The following is a 20,449-nucleotide window of genomic DNA, read 5'->3' as shown; positions in this document are numbered from 1 at the left end:
GAGGCCGCGAGGCGTCGCGTGCCGTTGTCGGGGACCGCTCGGGGGCGCCGTGGTTCGCACGGCCCGGCCGCCCGGGTCCCGCCGCGCACCGAAGGGATGGTTCGAAGCGCCGCTCCATTACCACCTCACGGTACCTCCCGACCGGCGGAGCGTCCCGACCGGTGGCCGATGTTCCCAGCATGCGGGACGGCCCCCGCGCCGCGGGGCGGCGCGGGGGCCGGTCTCCGGCCGCGGGGTCAGACCTCCAGGTCGACCCGGCGGCCCACGTCCGCGCCGACCTCGGCGGCGATCGCGTCGACCAGCTGGGCGGGGATCGCGTCGTCGACGGTGAGCGCGATGAGCGCCTTGCCGCCCTTGGCGTCCCGGCCGACCTGCATGCCGGCGATGTTGACGTCGGCGTCGCCGAGCAGCTTGCCGACGGCGCCGACGATGCCGGGCCGGTCGGTGTAGGAGAAGAAGCCCATGTGCGCGGCCGGCACGAGCTCCATGTTGTAGCCGTTGACCTCGATGATCCGCTCGGCGTGCTTCGGGCCGGTGAGGGTGCCCGACACCGACACGACGGTGCCGTCGGCGAGGGTGCCGCGCACCTGCACCACGTTGCGCCAGTCGGGGCTGTCCTCGCTGGTGGTGAGGGTGACCTCGACGCCGCGGTCGCGGGCGAGCAGCGGCGCGTTGACGAAGGTGACCGGCTCCTCGGTGACGTCGAGGAAGACGCCCTTCAGCGCGGCGAGCTCCAGCACCTTGACGTCCTGCTCGGCGATCTCGCCGCGGACGACCACGTCGAGGCGGACCGGGACGCCGCCGGCGAGGGCGGTGAAGATGCGGCCGAGCTTCTCGGCGAGCGGCAGGCCGGGCTTGACGTCCTCGGCGACCGCGCCGCCCTGCACGTTGACGGCGTCGGGCACGAACTCGCCGGACAGGGCCAGCTTGACCGAGCGGGCGACCTGCGTGCCGGCCTTCTCCTGCGCCTCGTGGGTGCTCGCGCCGAGGTGCGGGGTGACCACGACGTTGTCGTGGTGGAACAGCGGGCTGTCGGTGCACGGCTCGGTGCTGAACACGTCGATGCCGGCGCCGGCGACGCGGCCCTCCTTGAGGGCCAGGTCGAGGGCGGCCTCGTCGACGATGCCGCCGCGCGCGGCGTTGACGATCCGCACGCTCGGCTTCACCCGGTGCAGCTCGCGGTCGCCGATGAGGCCGAGGGTCTCGGGCGTCTTCGGCAGGTGCACGGTGATGAAGTCGCTCTCGGCGAGCAGCTCGTCGAGGGTGACGAGCTTGACGCCGAGCTGCGCGGCGCGGGCGGCCTGCACGTAGGGGTCGAACGCGACGACGTCCATGTCGAAGGCGGCGAGGCGCTGCGCGACCAGCACGCCGATGCGGCCGAGGCCGAGGACGCCGACGGTCTTGCCCTGGAGCTCGACGCCGGTGTACTTGGAGCGCTTCCACTCGCCCTGCTTGAGCGCGCCGTGGCCCTGCGGAACGTTCCGGGCGGTGGCCAGCAGCAGCGCGATGGCGTGCTCGGCGGCGGTGACGATGTTGGAGGTGGGGGCGTTGACGACCATGACGCCGGACTTGGTGGCGGCCTCGACGTCGACGTTGTCCAGGCCGACGCCGGCGCGGGCGACGACGCGCAGCCGGTGCGCGTGCCGGAAGACCTCGGCGTCGGCCTTGGTGGCGCTGCGCACGATGAGCGCGTCCGCCTCGGCGACGGCGGCGAGCAGGGCGGGGCGGTCGGTGCCGTCCACGCTGCGCACGTCGAAGTCGGCTTCCAGCACGGCGATGCCGGCCGGGGAGAGTTCTTCAGCGACGAGGACCACGGGCTTGCTCAAGGAGGAATCCTTTGGAAGGTAGGTGTGCGGTGAGGGACCGTCCCCGCGGGCGGCGGGGCAGGGTCCTTGCGGGTCTTCGCGAGTCCACCTCGTCGTAGCGCTCGCCTGGGGCGAGTCTATCCCCCGCGCGCGGCCCGCTTCGCGGACCTGGCGACTTGCACCGTTACACACCCTTTCCCGCCGGTCGCCCGATCAGCCGGGGAGCGGCGGCCCGCCCCGCGTGTCCGGCCCGTGCAGCACCACGTACCCGCCCTCGCGGAACACCTGCCGGTAGCCCGCGGCGACGAGCGCGGCGATCCGCGCGCGCTGCTCGTCCACGGTCGCGAACGGGAACTGGCGCACCCGCTCGTCGGCGACGACCCAGGGGGCGCCGCGCGGCCGGTGGTCCAGCAGCAGCACGCCGGTGCGCCCCGACAGCGCGGGCCCGAGCCGGTTGGACGCCTCGACCACGGCGCCGTCCGGCACCCGCGCGACGGCCTCGGCGGCCGCCCGCGCCCGGTCGCTGCGGTGGTAGAGGTCGGGGTTCCACAGCTGCGCGAAGCCGAAGAACGGGACGGTCGCGGCGGCGGCCGCCAGCATCGCCGGCGGCGCCAGGCCCCGCAGCCGCGGCGCCCGCCCGCCCCACCGGTCCAGGGCGTCCGCCGCCGCCATCACCAGCACCGCGACGAGGAAGGCGTTGTAGTGGTACCGCGGCTCCCACCAGTTGGCGAACCGGTCGGCGAGCATCCGCTCGGCCAGCATCGGCAGCACCATGAGCGTCAGCGGGGACGCGAGCGGCAGCAGCAGGAACGGCAGGACGAGCAGCGCCATCGTCCACAGCTTGACCGGCGGGTCGGCGAGGCCGGCGAACCCCTCCCACGGGTGCGTCAGCAGGTGCAGGACCGCGTGCGGCAGGTCGGGGCCGTAGGAGCCGTAGGCCCAGTAGTAGTCCTCGCGGCCGCCGAAGGCCGGGATCAGCAGCCGGGACGCGACCGCCGTCCACGCCAGCCCGGCCGCGGCGTAGGCCGCGCCCTCGCGCCGCGCGCCGCGCCGCGCCAGCAGGACCAGGCCGAACCCCGCGACGAGCAGCCCCATGTCCTCCTTGACCAGCAGCAGCAGGACGGCCGCGGCGGCGGCCTGCCCGCGGCGCCCCGCGTCGTGCCGCTCCACCAGCAGCGCCGACAGCAGCGGCACGAACGCCGCCTCGTGGAAGTCGAACGCCACCGCCTCGGCCACCGGCCACGACAGCGCGTACGCGGCCGCGAGGAGGCCGGCCGCGCGCTCGCCGAGCCGGCGCGCGGCGAACGCCCAGATCGGCAGGACGGCCAGGGCCAGCAGGACGGCCTGGGCGGCGAGCAGCGTCCCCGGCCCGTCGTGGATCCAGTAGAGCGGGGCGAGCAGCGCGAGGATCGGCGAGAAGTGGTCGCCGAGCACCGAGAAGTCCGGGCCGAAACCGTTGTGGACGCCCTTCACCATCGCCACCGGCAGGTGGAACCGGCTGTAGGAGCGGACCGCCTGGTCGAAGATGACCAGGTCGTAGGTGCCCGAGCGGAACGTCCGCAGGCGCAGCAGCGCGAGCGTCGCGTACACCGCCGCGCTCACCGCGGCCAGCGCGGCGGCCCCCGCGCGCGGGCGCCCCGCTCCTCCGATCACGCGCCAGGACGGTACCAGTACCGTCCGGCGTCCGCCGAGACGGGGCGGCCCGGCGGCGACACGCGACCGAATCGGCCCCGCCGGGCGGGCGCGAGCCCTAACGTGACCGTTAACCCCGCCTGAGCTGGAGAACCCCGTGACGACCGACACCGGCACCGACCACGCCACCAGCGTCCTGCGCGACGTCCTGCGCGTCTACGACCACCGCTTCCTCGACCTGGACCCCTCCCAGCGGCGGCGGCTGTTCGAGGGGACCCGGCAGGTGCTCGGCGCGGACGGGCTGAGCGACGAGGCCCGCGCGGCGCTGCCGGCGTCCTACCGGCTGCGCGCGTTCTGCATCCAGCACGGCATGGCCGGGGAGCTGGAGCGGCTCATCGCCGACGAGGTGTCGGGCAGCCCGGCGGGCGCCGTCGTCGTCGGCGGGCGCGTCTACGCGATGTACCCCTACCTGCGCGGCGTCCCCCGCCAGGACGCCGACATCACCGACGAGGTGGGCGTGGAGCACCGCCTGGACGCGGTGGCGTGGCAGGGCAGGCGGGAGCTGCGGATCCGCGGGACGGCGCGGCTGGAGCGCATCGAGACGCACCGCACGGCCGTCGACCTGCTGCTGCGCGAGCGCGCCACCGGCGCCGAGCACCGCGTCGCCGCCGAGGCCGTCGAGGACGTGCAGGACGGCTTCGAGGCCGTCGCGGACCTGGCCGGGCTCGGACCGGGCCGCTGGGACGCGCACGTCGCCGCGACCGCCCTCGGCCTGACGCGCGAGGCCCGCTTCGGCACGCTGCGCGGCCCCCGGCTGAAGACCGAGACGCAGACCCGCGCGCTGGAGGACGGCGCCGAGGCGTCGGCCTACTTCACCAAGGGCGGCCACCTCGCCGTGCTGGTGCGGGGCGAGCCGCGGCCCGACCCGCTGCGCGCGAAGATCAAGCGGCGGCTGCACCGCTGAGCGCGGGGCGCCGGTCCCGCGAAGGGCCGGCGTCCCGCGGTCGGCCGCGGCGCGGCGTCAGTCGTTCAGCCAGCTCATCATCGGGCGGAGGGCGCCGCCGGTCTTCTCGATCGGGTGCTCGGCGAGCTCCTCGCGGTACTTGGCGAACTGCACCTGGCCGCCCTCGAACTCGGCGACCAGCTCGCGGGCGAACTCGCCGGACTGGATCTCGGCGAGGATCTTCTTCATCTCCGCCTTGGTGTCGGCGGTGATGACGCGCGGGCCGCGGGTGTAGCCGCCGTACTCGGCGGTGTCGGACACCGACCAGTACATCTTGGAGACGCCGCCCTCGTACATGAGGTCGACGATCAGCTTCAGCTCGTGCAGGCACTCGAAGTAGGCGACCTCGGGCTGGTAGCCGGCCTCGGTCAGCACCTCGAAGCCGGTCTTGACCAGCTCGGCGGCGCCGCCGCAGAGGACCGCCTGCTCGCCGAACAGGTCGGTCTCGGTCTCCTCGGTGAAGGTGGTCTTGATGCCGCCGGCGCGCAGGCCGCCGATGGCCTTGGCGTAGGACAGCGCGAGCGGCCAGGCGCCGCCGGTGGCGTCCTCCTCGACGGCCACGATGACGGGCACGCCGCGGCCGGCCTCGAACTGGCGGCGGACCAGGTGGCCCGGGCCCTTCGGCGCGACCATGGCGACGTCCACGCCCGCCGGGGGCTCGATGAGGCCGTAGCGGATGTTCAGGCCGTGCCCGAAGAACAGCGCGTCGCCCTCGACCAGGGCCGGCTTGATGTCCTGCTCGTAGATCCCGCGCTGCAGGTGGTCGGGCGCCAGGATCATGATGAGGTCGGCCTCCTCGGCCGCCTCGGCCGGGGTCAGCACCCGCAGGCCCTCGGCCTCGGCCTTCGCCCGGCTCTTGGAGCCCTCGGGCAGGCCGATCCGGACGTCCACGCCGGAGTCCCGCAGGGACAGCGCGTGCGCGTGACCCTGGCTGCCGTAGCCGATGACGGCGACGTGCCGGCCCTGGATGACACTCAGGTCCGCGTCGTTGTCGTAGAACATCTCAGCCACTGTGCTGGTGCCTTTCTGGTTGTGGGTGGGTCAGGCGCTGCGGTCGATGGCGCGCAGCGAGCGGTCGGTGATGGAGCGGGCGCCGCGGCCGATGGCCACCATGCCCGACTGGACCATCTCCTTGATGCCGAACGGTTCCAGGACGCGGATCAGCGCGTCCAGCTTGTCGCGGTTGCCGGTGACCTCGACGGTCACCGCGTCCGGGGCGACGTCCACCACCTTGGCACGGAACAGCTGCACGGTCTCCAGGACCTGCGAGCGCGTCTCGGCGTCGGCGCGGACCTTGACGAGCAGCAGCTGGCGCTGCACCGACACCGCGGTGTCCAGCTCGACGATCTTCAGGACGTTGACCAGCTTGTTGAGCTGCTTGGTGACCTGCTCCAGGGGCAGGCTCTCCACGTTGACCACGATGGTCATCCGGGAGATCTCCGGGTGCTCGGTGGTGCCGACCGCCAGGGACTCGATGTTGAAGCCGCGCCGGGAGAACAGGGCCGCCACCCGGGCGAGGATGCCCGGGGTGTTCTCCACCAGGACCGACAGGGTGTGCTGGGTCATCGCCGTCAGTCTCCGTTCTCCCACTCGGGCGCCAGGTCCCGAGCGATCTTGATGTCGTCGTTGGCCGTGCCGGCCGCGACCATCGGCCAGACCATCGCGTCCTGGTGGACGACGAAGTCGATGACGACCGGGGCGTCGTCGATCTCCATCGCCTTGGCGATGACCGCGTCCACGTCCTCGGGCCGGTCGCAGCGCAGGCCGACGCAGCCGTAGGCGTCGGCGAGCTTGACGAAGTCGGGGATGTAGCGGGCGTCGGCGGCCTTGCCCTTCAGCCGGGTGTTGGAGTAGCGCTCGTTGTAGAAGAGCGTCTGCCACTGCCGCACCATGCCGAGGTTGCCGTTGTTGATGACGGCGATCTTGACGGGGATGCCCTCGATCGCGCAGGTCGCGAGCTCCTGGTTGGTCATCTGGAAGCAGCCGTCGCCGTCGATCGCCCAGACCTGCGTGTACGGCGCGCCGACCTTGGCGCCCATCGCGGCCGGGACGGCGTAGCCCATCGTCCCGGCGCCGCCGGAGTTCAGGAACGCGCCGGGCCGCTCGTACTTGATGAACTGGGCCGCCCACATCTGGTGCTGGCCGACGCCGGCGACGTAGTACGCCTCCGGCCCGGCGAGCTTCCCGATGCGCTCGATGACGTACTGCGGCGACAGCGTCCCGTCCTCGGGGGCGTCGTAGCCGAGCGGGTAGGTCTCGCGCCAGGCGTCGAGCTGCCGCCACCAGTCCTGGTAGTCGCCCTTGCGGCCGGCGTCGTGCTCGGCCTGCACCGCGACGATGAGGTCGGCGATGACCTCGCGGGCGTCGCCGACGATCGGCACGTCGGCGTGCCGGTTCTTGGAGATCTCGGCGGGGTCGATGTCGGCGTGCACGACCTTGGCGCCGGGCGCGAAGCTGTCGAGGTCGCCGGTGACCCGGTCGTCGAACCGGGCGCCGAGGGTGACCAGCAGGTCGGCGCGCTGCAGGGCGCCGACGGCGCCGACGGTGCCGTGCATGCCGGGCATGCCCATGTGCTGGGGGTGGCTGTCAGGGAAGGCGCCCTTGGCCATCAGGGTGGTGACGACGGGCGCGCCGGTCAGCTCGGCGAGGACCTTCAGCTCGGCGGCCGCGCCCGCCTTGACGACGCCGCCGCCGACGTACAGCACCGGCCGGGACGCCGCGGAGATGAGCCGGGCCGCCTCGCGGACCTGCTTGGCGTGCGGCCGGGTCACCGGGCGGTAGCCGGGCAGCCGCATCTGGACCGGCCACTCGAACCCGAAGGTGGCCTGCAGGGCGTCCTTGGAGATGTCGACGAGGACGGGGCCGGGGCGGCCGGTGGAGGCGATGTGGAACGCCTCGACGATGGTGCGGCCGATGTCGGCGGGGTCGGTGACCAGGAAGTTGTGCTTGGTGATCGGCATCGTGATGCCGGCGATGTCGGCCTCCTGGAAGGCGTCGGTGCCGATCGAGGAGCTGGTCACCTGGCCGGTGATCGCCACGATCGGGACCGAGTCCATGTAGGCGTCCGAGATCGGCGTCACCAGGTTGGTGGCGCCCGGCCCGCTCGTCGCCATGCAGACGCCGACCTTGCCGGTGACCATCGCGTAGCCCTGCGCGGCGTGCCCGGCGCCCTGCTCGTGCCGGACCAGGATGTGGCGGAGCTTCTGCGAGTCGTAGAGCGGGTCGTAGGCGGGGAGGATGGCCCCGCCCGGAATGCCGAACACCGTATCGACGCCGACGTTCTCCAGGGCGCGGACCAGCGCCTGGGCTCCCGTCATCTGTTCGGTCGTCATGTGCTGTGTCCCTTGGGGAGAAGTCGGGGCCCCCGGGAGCCGCGGCTCCCGGGAACGTACGGTTCGAAGATCACCCGGCCAACAAAAAACCCCCGCCGCCGGGTGGCGGTCGAGGGGCGCGCGCAGGACGAGAGACTCGGTCAGCCTGCGCGCGGACCAAGTACTACGAGGAGGATGGAGCTGCTCTGCACGGTGCCCACTTTCGCCGACTTCCCGCCGCTGGTCAAATCTGTGGACACCTGGTCTCAATATGTGGGACGGCGGGAGCTCAGTAGGGCGACAGCGCCGAGTGGCGGAGCGGCAGGTCGGCGCGTCCGGGCAGCTCCTGCGCCTTCAGGTTGGTGCGGACCAGCGACTCGGCCGGGCCCGCCGCCATCGGCCGGGCCACCAGGTAGCCCTGGCCGCGCGGGCACTCCATCTCGCGCAGCAGCTCCAGCTGCTCGGGCCGCTCGATGCCCTCGGCGACGACGGTGAGGCCGAGGTCGCGGCCGAGCCGCACGATGGTGCGGGTGAGCAGGGTGAGGGTCTCGTCGGAGCCGAGGCCCGCCACGAACGACGGGTCGATCTTGATGATGTCGACCGGGAGCTGCCCGAGGTAGGCCAGGGAGGCGTAGCCGGTGCCGAAGTCGTCGATGGCGAGCCGGACGCCGAGGTCGCGGAGCGCCGACAGCCGCGCCACGTTCTGGCCGGCGTCCTCGACGAGCACCTCCTCGCGCACCTCCAGGGTGAGCGCGCTCGGCGGCAGCCCGGTGTCGTCGAGCGCGGCGGCGACCGCCTCCACGAAGGTCGGCGCGGCGATCTGGCGGGCGGTGAAGTTGACCGACAGTCCGACGTCCCAGGAGTCGCGCCGCCAGCGCGCCACCTCGGCGCACGCCTTGCGCAGCACCCAGTCGCCGAGCGGGACCATGAGGCCCGACTCCTCGGCCGGGGCGATGAACTCCTCCGGCGGCACCGCCTCGCTGCCCCGGAACCAGCGGGCGAGCGCCTCCACGCCGGTGACGCGGGAGGTGGCGAGCTCCACCACCGGCTGGAACTCGACGGCGAACTGCTCCTCGGCGAGCGCGCGTTGCAGGTCGCTGCCGAGCTCCAGGCGGCGCACGACGTCGGCGTGCATGTGGGGCGCGAACACCTCGACGCGGCCCCCGCCGAGCTCTTTGGCGCGTGCCATCGCCAGGTCGCCGTTGCGGATGAGGTCGGCGGCGGTGCGGCGCAGCCGGCGGCCGTTCTCGGCCGGGCTGCGCGGCGCGTCCTCGGCGTCGCCGGCGAACGCGATGCCGACGCTGGCGGTGAGCGCGAGGTTCTTGCTGCCGACCCGGTAGGGGTCGGCCGACAGGACCCGCAGCAGCCGCTCGGCCAGCTCGACGGCGAGCTGGGAGTCACCGGGGCCGTCGTCGGACAGCTGGAGCAGCACGGCGAACTCGTCGCCGCCCCAGCGCGCCACGGTGTCGTCGGCCTGCACGGTGCCGCGCAGGCGCCGCGCGGCCTGCGCGAGGACCTGGTCGCCGGCGGCGTGCCCGGCCGAGTCGTTGACGGCGGTGAACCCGTCGAGGTCGGCGAACAGGACGGCGACGCGGCCGCCGCCGTCGGACTCCACCTGCCGGGACAGCACCTCGCGGGTGCGCTCCTCGAAGTAGGCGCGGTTCGGCAGGCCGGTCAGGCCGTCGTGGAAGGTCAGGTGGGCGACCTGGCGCTGGAGGGCGGCCTGCTCGCTGAGGTCGCGGGTGGTGATCAGCAGCCGGCCGGGCGCGTCGCCGGCGCCGGCGTAGCGCGACACCGTCGACTCGGTCGGCAGCCAGGTGCCGTCGGCGGCGCGCACCCGGCAGGCGGCCTTGAGGGGGCCGGCGGCGTCCCCGGCCTCCAGGAACTCGGCGAGCACCGCCTGCATGCGCGGCAGGTCCTCGGGGTGCACGATCTCCGCCAGGGGGCGGCCGAGCAGCTCGTCGGCGGTGTAGCGGTAGGTGCGGAGCGCGCCCTGGCTCGCGTACTGGACGACGGCGTCCAGGTCGCAGATGAGCACCGCGTCGTTGATGCTCTCCGACAGCGCCCGGAAGTGCTCCTCCCCGGCGCTCACCGCGCGCCGCAGCCGGTCGTTCTCGCGCAGCAGCCCGGCGAGGCGGGCGAGCAGCACGAACGCCGCCGAGCCCGCCACCGCCGTCACCACCGGCTCCAGGCCGTGCGCCCCGGTGAGCGAGCGGCCCGCGACGAACAGCGCCGCCGCGGCGGCGACCGCGGCGACCGCGAGCCCCGGGCCGATCATGCGGCCGCGCTCGGCGCGCCCCGGCCCGTCCGCGGCGGGCCCGCCGGCCCAGGGCGCCAGGACGAGCAGCAGCAGCCCGGCGAGGCGCAGGATGTCGGACGGGTCGTCGGTCGGCGCGCCGCCGCGCAGCCGGACCACCGTGGTGATCACGTCGGCGGCGGCGAACGCCGCGAGCGCCCCGTACCCCATCAGGGCGGGGCGGCGCTCGCCGCGCGCGGCGCCGAGCACGAACGGCAGCGCCGCGCAGACGAGCACGGTGTCGATCAGCGGGTAGAGCAGCTCGGTGCCGAACTGGCCGGCCGACTCGCCCGAGCGGAAGTACAGGTCGCTGAACAGCGACACCCAGCCGAGGACGAACAGCGCGGCCGCGCACACGTAGGTGTCGGCGGCGTAGCGGATCCAGGTGCGGGCGTCGCGGGCCGGGCGGATCGGCACGATGAGGCCGAGCACCAGGGAGACCACCGCGATCAGGTAGAACAGGTCGCCGACCGACAGGGTGAGGGCGCCGCGCGACTGCGCGGTGGCCGAGATCGCCGAGCCGACGGCGCCGAGGCACCAGGTCGCGGCGGCGATGCAGAACCAGCGCCAGGGCGTCCGCCACGCGCCGGGCGCGGTGTCGTCCCCGCTCTCGCCGGCGGCGGGCCCGTCGCCCCGGCGGCCGAAGCCGCGCCGGAAGCGCGGGCCGGGGTCGGGGCCGTCGTCGGGCTCGGGGGCGCCGAGCACCCCGGGGGCCGGCTGGTTGAGGCGGACGCGGCGGCGGGCGCGCTGCAGGGCGCGCTCCCCGACGCCCCGGTCCTGCGCGACGGCGGGGTCGGGCGGGTCGGAGCCGGCGGCGCCGGGCGCGTCCGGGACGTCGCCGGCGGGCTCGTCACCGGGCGCGGAGGCGCCGGCGCCGAGGGCGGCGGGCAGCAGCGAGCAGGTCGCGGCGAACGCGGCCGCGGCCTCGGCCCAGGCGATGAAGGCGGTGCCGCCCCAGCCGAGCACCGAGCCGACGGCGTAGAGCACGCCGACGATCGCCGCGGTGCCGATGGCCAGCGCGCCCCGCGGGGGCCGCCCGCCGTCCTCGCCGCTCATGTCGAGCCGTGTCCCCTCCCGCTCTGCGGGGGCCGAGCCCCTCGCGGGCGCCGCTGCGCGCCGTGCTGAGATGTACGTTCCCGGTCCGCCCGGATGCCCGGTCAACGGCCGGCCACCGGTGGATCGTGCCCCGCGCCCGGTCCGCGCGGGGTGCCCGCGCGCGTCCTGGCGGCGCCGGCTCATGGTCAGCGACGTTGCTGCAGTGCGGGATCACCGTGACACCCAATGTACGTTCCGTAGGTCACGGAGCGATTGAGGCTGGGCGTCCTCCCGGCGACAAACCGCGCGGCTCCGCCGGTCGCGCCGGGTGACTTTCAGTGGATCATCCCAGTTCAGCGTCTTTAGTCCTGTTTACGGAGCGTAGCGGTCGGGCAGGCGGCACAATGGACGGCGGGAACACGATCACGCCACCGGCCCACCCACGGAGCGTTCCATGCGACCCTCGCCGCCCCTGATCGCCACCGCCCTGCTGCTCGCCGCGTCCGCCTGCTCGCCGGACGGGTCCGGCGCGGCCTCCCCCTCGGCGGCGACCGGCGCCGCGTCCCCCGCCGCCACCGCGGCGGCGTCCGCCGAGCCCGGGACGCCGCGGGTCCTGGCGACCGGCCTGTCGGTCCCGTGGGCCATCGCGTTCCTGCCCGGCGGCGACGCCCTGGTCACCGAGCGCGACAGCGCCCGGCTGCTCCGCGTCACCCCGCAGGGGAAGGCGACCGAGGTCGGCAGGGTCCCCGGCGTGAAGGCCGGCGGGGAGGGCGGCCTGCTCGGCGTCGCGGTCTCCCCCGGCTTCGCGACCGACCGCCTCGTCTACCTGTACTTCACCGCCGCGAACGACAACCGCCTCGTCCGCTTCCGCTACGACGACGGCATCGGCGCGCTCCAGCCGCTCGTCACCGGCGCGCCCAAGGGCAGCAACCACAACGGCGGCCGCATCGCCTTCGGCCCGGACGGGATGCTCTACATCGGCACCGGCGAGACCTACCGCACGCAGCTCGCCCAGGACAAGGACTCCCTCGGCGGCAAGATCCTGCGCGTCACGCCCGAGGGGAGGGCCGCGCCGGGCAACCCCTTCGGCAGCCGGGTCTGGACCTGGGGCCACCGCAACGTCCAGGGCCTGGCCTGGGACGGCGGCGGGCGGATGTACGCCACCGAGTTCGGCCAGGACACCTGGGACGAGATCAACCGCATCGAGAAGGGCCGCGACTACGGCTGGCCCGCCGTCGAGGGCGCCGGCCGCCGCGCCGGCTTCACCGACCCCCTCGTCACCTGGCACACCTCCGACGCCTCCCCGTCCGGCCTGGCCTACGCGGGCGGCTCGCTCTGGGCCGCGGCCCTGCGCGGCGAGCGCCTCTGGCAGGTCCCCCTCGACGCCGGGGGCCGCACCGGCACCCCCGTCGCCCGCTTCACCGGCGCCTACGGCCGCCTCCGCGCCGTCGCCCGCACCCCCGACGGCAGGGCCCTCTGGGTCTCCACCAGCAACCGCGACGGCCGCGGCGACCCCGAGACCGGCGACGACAAGATCCTCCTCGTCCCGCTGGCCTGACCGGCGCGAAAGGGCCCGGACGCGGTGCGTCCGGGCCCTCGCGCTCGTACCGTCAGGAGACGCCGAGGCGCTCCAGGATGAGCTCGCGGGCGCGGCCGGCGTCGGCCTGGCCGCGGCTCGCCTTCATGACCGCGCCGACGAGGGCGCCGGCGGCGGCGACCTTGCCGCCGCGGACCTTGTCGGCGACGGCGGCGTTGTCGGCGATCACCTGGTCGATGATCGCGACGAGCGCGCCGTCGTCGCTGACGACCTTCAGGCCGCGGGCGGCGACGACCTCGTCCGGGGCGCCCTCGCCGGCGAGGACGCCCTCGAACACCTGCCGGGCGAGCTTGTCGTTCAGCTCCCCGGCCGCGACCATCTCCTGCACGCGGGCGACCTGCGCGGGCTCGATCGGCAGCTCGGCGAGCTCCACGCCCTTCTCGGTGGCGCGCCGCGACAGCTCGTTCATCCACCACTTGCGGGCCGCGCCCGCGTCCGCGCCGGCCCCGATCGTGTCCTCGATCAGGTCGAGCGCGCCCGCGTTGACGACGTCGCGCAGCTCCAGGTCCGACAGGCCCCACTCGCCCTGCACCCGGGCGCGGCGGGCGGCCGGCAGCTCGGGCAGGGACGCGCGCAGCTCGGCGACCCACGCGCGCGACGGCGCCATCGGGACGAGGTCGGGCTCGGGGAAGTACCGGTAGTCCTGCGCCTCCTCCTTGCTGCGCCCGCTCGTGGTGGTGCCGGTGTCCTCGTGGAAGTGGCGGGTCTCCTGCCGGATGGAGCCGCCGCCGTCCAGCACCGCGGCCTGCCGCTCGATCTCCGAGCGGACCGCCCGCTCCACCGACCGCAGCGAGTTGACGTTCTTGGTCTCGGTGCGGGTGCCCCACTCGGCGGCGCCCTTCGGCATCAGCGACACGTTGACGTCGCAGCGCATCGAGCCCTGCTCCATCCGCACGTCCGACACCCCGAGGGCGCGCACCAGCTCGCGCAGCTCGGTCGCGTAGGCGCGCGCGACGAGCGGCGCCTTCGCGCCGGTGCCCTCGATCGGCTTGGTGACGATCTCCACCAGCGGGATGCCGGCCCGGTTGTAGTCGACCAGCGAGTGGTCGGCGCCCTGGATGCGGCCGGTCGCGCCGCCCACGTGCAGCGACTTGCCGGTGTCCTCCTCCATGTGGACGCGCTCGATCTCGATCCGGTACGTCTCGCCCTCGACCTCGACGTCCAGGTACCCGTCGACGCAGATCGGCTCGTCGTACTGGGAGATCTGGTAGTCCTTCGGCATGTCCGGGTAGAAGTAGTTCTTCCGGGCGAACCGGCACCACTCGACGATCTCGCAGTTCAGCGCCAGGCCGATCTTGATGATGCCCTCGATGGCCGCCCGGTTGGCGACCGGCAGCGACCCGGGCAGGCCGAGGCAGACCGGGCAGACCTGGGTGTTCGGCTCCGCGCCGAACCCGGTCGCGCAGCCGCAGAACATCTTCGACGCGGTACCGAGCTCGATGTGCGTCTCCAGGCCGAGCACCGGCTCGAACCTGGCGAGCGCCTCGTCGTACTTCATCGGGGTCACGACGCTCACAGGTATCCCAATCCTTCCAACGCCTTCTCGGTCTCGGCCACCCAGCCGGCGTACGCCGGTATCTGCGCGAGCACGTCGAGATCGACGTTCTGTCCTAGGTAATCGAAGTAGTCGGCCTGCGGCCGGCGGTTGTTCTTGGGGCGGACCGCGTCCAGCACCAGTTTGGGGTCGGGCAGCTTCTCCACGTCCCGAGGACGCCCGGGGAGGTGTGCGATGTCACTGCCGCGCAGGCCGTCCCACGGTCCGGGGTCGGCCAGCAGCCACGCCTCGGTCTCGCGGACCGGGACCAGGGGGATGACGGGCTTCCGCAGGCCGTGCTCACCGAGCAGATCGATGACCCGCTCGGCCTTGCTGCGCTCGTTGTGGTCGTTGTGCACACAGATGATGTGGCAGTCTTCGGCGAGCTCCAAGACGGCCTTCGCCACCTGGTCCGTCCCTTTGATCGTCCAGCACTCGCCGATCTCGGTCTTGGCGACGTCCACGGAGTGTCGGCCGCGCTTCTCGGTCAGCGCCCGCAACTGGCGGAAGACGACCGGGCCGAGGAACAGCTCGTCGGTGGTGTTCTCCGCCAGCAGGCCGGGGACGAGCGGCCTGCTCACGGTGCCTCCTGGCGGACGGTCCCCAGGTAGCGGCGGACCTGCCGGGGCGACACGTAGGTGCCCGGCTCGCCCGACTCCCGGACCGGCTTGGCCACCGTCACCCGCGACACCCGGTCATGCTCCGGATCGACGCGCACGACGGTGTCCATGAACACCAGCGAGTCCGGTCGCATCCGGTACAGCTCCGACACCACCACCGGCGAATGGCTGGTGAGGATCACCTGCCGGAGCGGCCGATTCAGCGATTCCGGGTCGCTCAGATCGGTGACCCGCTCCTGGATGCGGCGCAGCAGCTCGGCGAGGCGGCCGGGATGCAGCCCGTTCTCGATCTCCTCGACCATCAGGGTTCCGGCGTGATCCGGGTCGTGCAGGGCGGCGAGCAGCCCGAGGATGCGCAGGGTCCCGTCCGACAGCAGCGTGCTCGGCACGGCGCCCTGCCCGTCGATGACCAGGTCGAAGGACCATTCCTGGCGCTTGGCGTCCAGTTCCGGAACCATCGCCTGCACGTCCGGGACGAGCGCCACCAGGTCAGCGGTGAGGTCGGCGAACGCCTCGGTGTCGCGCATACGGCCGAGAACCGCTGCGAGATTACTCCCGTCCCGGTGCAGCGGTCGACGATCCGCGACGGACGAGAGCCGCCGCATCATCTGCGGATCGGGCACATACGATCTGCACGCCGACAGGCGATGGAAGAAGTCGAAAAGATCATCGATCAGAGGTTCGTCAACCTGCTCGGGTATCGTGCGCCACTGTCTTTTGCGTACCGCTTCCGTGGCCCATCGCTGTTCGCCGATATCGAGCAGTCCGACGGGTCCGCGGTCGCCCGTAGGTCGACCGTTCTCTAGAGTGGCACCACCGCATGAGGCAATGGCTGCGAAACCAGCGGCAGATCGTGCCAGCCATTCAACGCGGACCTCAAAGGCTTCTACCGCGTCACCTTCGGCAACTCGGTGGAACAACTCGTACGGCCGTCCCCGCCGTTCCTGCAGAAGGGCGTCCTCCGGATCGTCCCGGGCGTCCTGCTCGTACTCCACGGCGTCGAACAGGTTGGACTTGCCGCTGGAGTTCGGGCCGACGAGGGCGAGGAACGGCGGCACATCGAGCTTGAAGTCCAGGAAGGACTTGAAGCCGTCGATCTCGATGCGCGTGATCACGTGATGTCGCCGCCGTTCCTCGTCGCTCGTCCGTCGCCTACAGCTCGGGGGCCTTGGCCAGGAGGGGGCCGCCCCAGCGGTCCTCCAGGGCCTTCTCCACGGCGGCGCCGACGCGGTAGACGCGGTCGTCGGCGAGCACCGGGGCCATGATCTGCAGGCCGACCGGCAGGCCGTCCTCGTCGGCCAGGCCGCACGGCACCGACAGGGCCGCGTTGCCGGTGAGGTTGGACGGGATGGTGCAGAGGTCGGCCAGGTACATCGCCATCGGGTCGTCGGCGCGCTCGCCGATCGGGAAGGCGGTGGTCGGGGTGGTCGGCGAGACCAGCACGTCGACCTGCTCGAAGGCCCGCTCGAAGTCGCGCGTGATCAGGGTGCGGACCTGCTGCGCCTTGCCGTAGTAGGCGTCGTAGTAGCCCGACGACAGGGCGTAGGTGCCGAGCATGATGCGGCGCTTCACCTCGGGGCCGAAGCCGGCGGCGCGGGTGAGGGCCATGACCTCCTCGGCGCTGCGGGCGCCGTCGTCGCCGACGCGCAGGCCGTAGCGCATCGCGTCGAAGCGGGCCAGGTTGGACGAGGCCTCCGACGGCGCGATCAGGTAGTAGGCCGGCAGCGCGTGCGCGAAGTTCGGGCAGGACACCTCGACGACCTTGGCGCCGAGCGACTCCAGCAGCTCGACGGCCTCGGCGAAGCGGGCCGAGACGCCCGGCTGGTAGCCGTCGCCGGCGAACTCCTTGACGACGCCGACGCGCAGGCCCGCGACGTCGGCGCGGCGGGCGGCCTCGACGACCGGCGGCTTCGGCCGGTCGATCGAGGTGGAGTCCATCGGGTCGTGGCCGGAGAAGGCGTCCTGGAGCAGCGCGGCGTCCAGCACGTTGCGCGCGAACGGCCCGGGGGTGTCCAGGCTGGAGGCGAACGCGACGATGCCGTACCGCGACGAGCCGCCGTAGGTCGGCTTGGCGCCGACGATGCCGGTGACGGCGGCGGGCTGGCGGATCGAGCCGCCGGTGTCGGTGCCGGTGGCGAGCGGCGCCTCGTAGGCGGCGACCGCCGCGGACGAGCCGCCGGACGAGCCGCCGGGGATCCGCGCCAGGTCCCACGGGTTGTGCGTGGTCCGGTAGGCGCTGTTCTCGGTGGAGGAGCCCATCGCGAACTCGTCCATGTTGGTCTTGCCGAGGATGACCAGGCCCGCCTCGCGGAGCCGGCGCGTGATCGTCGCGTCGTAGGGGGGCCGCCAGCCCTCCAGGATCTTCGATCCGGCGGTCGTCGGCATGTCGCGGGTGGTGAAGACGTCCTTGTGCGCGACGGGGACGCCGGCCAGCGGGCCGAGCTCCTCGCCCGCGGCGCGGCGGTCGTCCACCGCGCGGGCCTGCGCGAGCACGCCCTCGGCGTCCACGTGCAGGAACGCCCCGACCGCGCCGTCGACGGCGGCGATGCGGTCCAGGTGCGCCCGCGCGACCTCGGCGGCCGAGGTCTCGCCGGACGCGATGAGCGCCCCGAGCTCGGCGGCCGTCCTGGTGACGAGCTCGCCCATCAGACCTCCTCGTCCAGGATCCGCGGGACCCGGAAGCGCTGCTCCTCGGCGGCCGGGGCGGCCGCCAGGGCCTGCTCCGGGGTCAGCGAGGGCCGGACCTCGTCGGCCCGGTAGACGTTGGTCAGCGGCAGCGCGTGCGAGGTCGGCGGGATGTCGTCCGCGGTGACCTCCTGCACCCGCGCGACCGCGGAGATGATCTGATCGAGCTGGGCGGCGAGATGATCGAGCTCATCGTCGCCGAGCGCCAGCCGGGACAGCCGCGCGAGATGCGCGACCTCGTCACGGGTGATGGCGGACATAGGGAAACCGTTTCTGCGATCGACGGGGTTCGCCTCCATCCTATGGGGCCGGTGCCCGCGAACCCGACCGGTTGGCGCACCCCGCCGGGCGCGTCCGCGGGATCGCCCGGCCCCGGGCCGTTTCAGACGATCGTGGGGGGAACACCCCTTGGCGTACGCGCTCGCCCCACGAGAGGAGCCCGCCGTGACCATCGGCGCGAGCATCGCCCTGATCATCATCGGCGCGATCCTGGCCTACGCCGTCAACTTCCAGCTGAGCGGCATCGACATCAACCTGGTCGGGATCATCCTGATCGTCGGCGGCCTGATCGGCCTGGTGGTCGGCATCGTCCGCATCACCACCGCGCGGCGCCGGCTCGGCGTCCCGCCCGGCACCACCCGCGTCCGCGAGGAGCGCTTCTACGGCGACGAGGTCCCGCCGGCGCCGCGCTCGGGCTACGAGCGCCGCGACTACTGATCCCCGGCGCGGCGGCGGCTCCGGTCAGGCGGCGGGCTCGGGGGCCCGCTCCATCCGGCGGCGCAGCCAGTCGGTGGCGGTGGCGGCGTCCATCGGGCGGCCGAAGTGCCAGCCCTGGGCGGCGTCGCAGCCCATCTCGCGCAGCATCCGCGCGGTGGCCGGGTCCTCCACGCCCTCGGCGACCGAGCGGAGGCCGAGCGTGCGGACCAGGTCGACCACCGTCCGGACGATCATCGCGTCGTCCGGGGAGCGGGTGAGCCGCCCGACGAACGAGGCGTCGATCTTGATCTCCTCGACCGGCAGCCGGTTCAGCCGCACCAGCGAGGAGTAGCCGGTGCCGAAGTCGTCCAGGCTGAGCGGGATGCCGAGGTCGGCGAGCGCGCCGACGGTCTCGGCGGCGTAGGCCGGCTCGTTCATCAGGATCCGCTCGGTGATCTCCAGCTGGAGCGCGGCGGCGGGCAGCCCGTGCGCGCCGAGGCCCTCCTCGATCGTCTCGGCGAGGCCGGCGTCCAGCAGGTCGCGGCCGGAGGCGTTCACCGCTACCTGGACGGCGAGGTCCTCCTGCCACCAGGCGGCCGCCTGGGCGAGCGCGGCGCCGACCACCTGGCGGGTGATCGCGCGCATCAGGTAGGTCTGCTCGGCGACCTCCAGGAACGCCGCGGGCATCAGCAGGCCCTGCGCCGGGTGGCGCCAGCGGAGCAGCGCCTCCATGCCGACGAGCTGGCCGTCCCGCAGCGCGACCTTGGGCTGGTAGAACAGCTCCAGCTCGCCGCGGTCGACGGCGCGGCGCAGGTCGCCGAGCATCGCCAGCCGGGCCGGCGAGTTACGGTCCTCGCCCGGCGAGTACACCTGGACGCCGCTGCGGGTCTGCTTGGCGCTGTACATCGCCACGTCGGCGCGCTGCAGCAGCAGCTCGAAGTCGGGGGCGTGGTCGGGGAACAGCGCGATGCCGACGCTGCCCTCCAGGTCGAACGACATGCCGTCCAGGCGGACCGGCTCGCTGAGCGCCGCGCGCAGCCGGCGGGCGACCTCGCGGGCGGCCTGCTCGTCGCGGACGGTCGGCAGCAGCACCGCGAACTCGTCGCCGCCGAGCCGCGCGACGAGGTCGCCGGGCCGGACGCTGTGCGTCAGCCGGTGCGCGACGAGCTGCAGCAGCCGGTCGCCGGTGGCGTGCCCGAGGGTGTCGTTGACCTCCTTGAACCGGTCGAGGTCGAGCAGGAACAGCCCGGCGCGGCGGGCCTGCTCCTCGCCGCCGGTGCGCGCGACCGGGCGGCGGGCGGCGCCGCGGACCTGGGCGAGGGCCTCCTCGGTCCGCACGATGAGCAGCTTGCGGTTGGGCAGGCCGGTGAGGCCGTCGTGCAGCGCCTGGTGCTCGCGCCGCACCGACACCGAGGCGTTCAGGTAGACGGCGATGAACGGCAGCACGATGAGCGGCAGCAGCACCGCCGACCGGTCCATCGCCACCACCATGATCGGGGCGAGGCCGAGCAGCGCCAGGTGCACGAGGGCCTGGTAGCCGAGGTCCCAGCGCATCGAGCGGAGCAGCGAGACCCGCTCGTGCAGCGCGACGGCGGCGGCGACGAGCACGTCGTTGCAGAGGAAGTAGGCGCCGCCGGCGAGCGCCATCGCCGGCAGGTCGGCGCCGGCCGGCACCCAGAGCGCCGTCGGGGACGCGTGCACGCCGAACGCCAGCAGCACCAGGTGCGCGGCGCCGAGGCTGAGGGTGTACTGCGCGACGTTGAAGACGATGCGGTGCGGCGAGCGGCCCATCAGCAGGCCGCAGGCGAGCGCGGCGGCGGCGCGCAGCAGCGCGGCGATCGGCAGGCCGGCGTACAGGAGCGCGGCGAAGGAGAACGTCGTGGAGGTCGTCGCCCCGCTGGTCTCGGTGGAGCCGGGCGTGACGATCGGCCGCAGCTCGCCGAACACCACGAGGACGGCGAGGATCCAGAAGACCGGGCCGCGCAGCAGCGCGTGCGTCTGCTCGATCGTCAGCGACGCCAGCGCGCCGGCGCCGACGGCGAGGCCGGCCAGGGTCACCACCGTCAGGTAGATCCACAGTGGTGAGCCCCGGCGCGGCAGCGTGTTCCGCGTGTTGTTCGGGTCCTTCATCGCCATCTCGGGGGGTTCGGGGGACCTGTGATGTCAGGGAGGGTACGGCCTTTGCGGTACATCGCGAAACCGGTTGCGCACGTTCCGTTATGCCCCATGTGTAGT

The 20,449-nt window shown here is 73.5% G+C and carries 15 protein-coding genes; 3 read left to right on the top strand and 12 right to left on the bottom strand.

Annotation, left to right across the window (positions count from 1 at the left end):
- Positions 1-236: 236 nt before the first annotated feature.
- Both serA and K1Y72_RS19135 read right to left on the bottom strand, forming a co-directional pair.
- Positions 237-1,826 carry a phosphoglycerate dehydrogenase gene (gene serA, locus K1Y72_RS19140; protein WP_220167720.1) on the bottom strand — a complete coding sequence of 530 codons (1,590 nt, stop codon included), beginning with the start codon at positions 1,824-1,826 and terminating at the stop codon, positions 237-239.
- A 192-nt stretch (positions 1,827-2,018) separates the two neighbouring features.
- The gene (locus K1Y72_RS19135; protein ID WP_220167719.1) at positions 2,019-3,458 is read right to left on the bottom strand and encodes a DUF2079 domain-containing protein; all 1,440 of its coding nucleotides are present in this window, start codon (positions 3,456-3,458) and stop codon (positions 2,019-2,021) included.
- 136 nt (positions 3,459-3,594) lie between these two features.
- Between K1Y72_RS19135 and K1Y72_RS19130 the strand changes: the two genes are divergently transcribed.
- Positions 3,595-4,401, top strand: coding sequence for a hypothetical protein (locus K1Y72_RS19130; protein ID WP_220167718.1), 807 nt, complete (start codon positions 3,595-3,597; stop codon positions 4,399-4,401).
- 57 nt (positions 4,402-4,458) lie between these two features.
- Here K1Y72_RS19130 and ilvC read toward each other — a convergent pair whose 3' ends face one another.
- Genes ilvC through K1Y72_RS19110 form a run of 4 tightly spaced genes read right to left on the bottom strand, consistent with a single transcriptional unit; the run spans position 4,459 to position 11,103 of the window.
- Positions 4,459-5,442, bottom strand: coding sequence for a ketol-acid reductoisomerase (ilvC, locus tag K1Y72_RS19125; RefSeq protein WP_220167717.1), 984 nt, complete (start codon positions 5,440-5,442; stop codon positions 4,459-4,461).
- Positions 5,443-5,481: 39 nt separating this feature from the next.
- Positions 5,482-6,006 (bottom strand): acetolactate synthase small subunit, encoded by a 525-nt coding sequence (gene ilvN, locus K1Y72_RS19120; protein WP_220167716.1) that lies wholly within the window; start codon positions 6,004-6,006, stop codon positions 5,482-5,484.
- 5 nt (positions 6,007-6,011) lie between these two features.
- A complete protein-coding gene (locus tag K1Y72_RS19115; RefSeq protein WP_258572794.1) occupies positions 6,012-8,021 on the bottom strand; it encodes an acetolactate synthase large subunit in 2,010 nt (669 codons plus the stop codon).
- A 19-nt stretch (positions 8,022-8,040) separates the two neighbouring features.
- Positions 8,041-11,103 carry a putative bifunctional diguanylate cyclase/phosphodiesterase gene (locus tag K1Y72_RS19110; RefSeq protein ID WP_220167714.1) on the bottom strand — a complete coding sequence of 1,021 codons (3,063 nt, stop codon included), beginning with the start codon at positions 11,101-11,103 and terminating at the stop codon, positions 8,041-8,043.
- A gap of 433 nt (positions 11,104-11,536) precedes the next feature.
- On the opposite strand from K1Y72_RS19110, the gene K1Y72_RS19105 reads away from it, so the two are divergent.
- Positions 11,537-12,640, top strand: a complete 1,104-nt coding sequence (locus tag K1Y72_RS19105) for a PQQ-dependent sugar dehydrogenase (protein ID WP_220167713.1) — start codon at positions 11,537-11,539, stop codon at positions 12,638-12,640.
- A 52-nt stretch (positions 12,641-12,692) separates the two neighbouring features.
- On the opposite strand, the gene gatB is transcribed toward K1Y72_RS19105, so the two are convergent.
- The 5 genes from gatB to gatC are packed head-to-tail and all read right to left on the bottom strand — an operon-like array spanning position 12,693 to position 17,778.
- Positions 12,693-14,177 (bottom strand): Asp-tRNA(Asn)/Glu-tRNA(Gln) amidotransferase subunit GatB, encoded by a 1,485-nt coding sequence (gatB, locus tag K1Y72_RS19100; RefSeq protein WP_220167756.1) that lies wholly within the window; start codon positions 14,175-14,177, stop codon positions 12,693-12,695.
- Positions 14,178-14,191: 14 nt separating this feature from the next.
- Positions 14,192-14,794 carry a DUF4276 family protein gene (locus tag K1Y72_RS19095; RefSeq protein ID WP_220167712.1) on the bottom strand — a complete coding sequence of 201 codons (603 nt, stop codon included), beginning with the start codon at positions 14,792-14,794 and terminating at the stop codon, positions 14,192-14,194.
- Positions 14,791-15,948, bottom strand: a complete 1,158-nt coding sequence (locus K1Y72_RS37220; protein WP_220167711.1) for an AAA family ATPase — start codon at positions 15,946-15,948, stop codon at positions 14,791-14,793. Before K1Y72_RS37220 ends, K1Y72_RS19095 begins: the two co-directional genes overlap by 4 nt.
- A gap of 37 nt (positions 15,949-15,985) precedes the next feature.
- A complete protein-coding gene (gene gatA, locus K1Y72_RS19085) occupies positions 15,986-17,479 on the bottom strand; it encodes an Asp-tRNA(Asn)/Glu-tRNA(Gln) amidotransferase subunit GatA (protein WP_220167710.1) in 1,494 nt (497 codons plus the stop codon).
- On the bottom strand, positions 17,479-17,778 hold the full coding sequence (gene gatC, locus K1Y72_RS19080; RefSeq protein ID WP_220167709.1) for an Asp-tRNA(Asn)/Glu-tRNA(Gln) amidotransferase subunit GatC: 300 nt from the start codon (positions 17,776-17,778) through the stop codon (positions 17,479-17,481). The genes gatA and gatC overlap by 1 nt, the downstream gene beginning before the upstream one ends.
- Before the next feature lie 184 nt (positions 17,779-17,962).
- On the opposite strand from gatC, the gene K1Y72_RS37215 reads away from it, so the two are divergent.
- Positions 17,963-18,235, top strand: coding sequence for a DUF6458 family protein (locus tag K1Y72_RS37215; protein ID WP_220167708.1), 273 nt, complete (start codon positions 17,963-17,965; stop codon positions 18,233-18,235).
- 24 nt (positions 18,236-18,259) lie between these two features.
- Here the strand turns inward: K1Y72_RS37215 and K1Y72_RS19070 are convergent, their stop codons facing one another.
- The gene (locus tag K1Y72_RS19070; RefSeq protein WP_258572789.1) at positions 18,260-20,350 is read right to left on the bottom strand and encodes a putative bifunctional diguanylate cyclase/phosphodiesterase; all 2,091 of its coding nucleotides are present in this window, start codon (positions 20,348-20,350) and stop codon (positions 18,260-18,262) included.
- Between the last annotated feature and the right edge of the window lie 99 nt (positions 20,351-20,449).

It is taken from the genome of Actinomadura parmotrematis, assembly GCF_019458805.1.
GTDB lineage: Bacteria > Actinomycetota > Actinomycetes > Streptosporangiales > Streptosporangiaceae > Spirillospora > Spirillospora parmotrematis.
The sequence above is the reverse complement of the archived record's forward strand: the minus strand, read 5'-3'. Positions and strand labels throughout refer to the sequence as shown.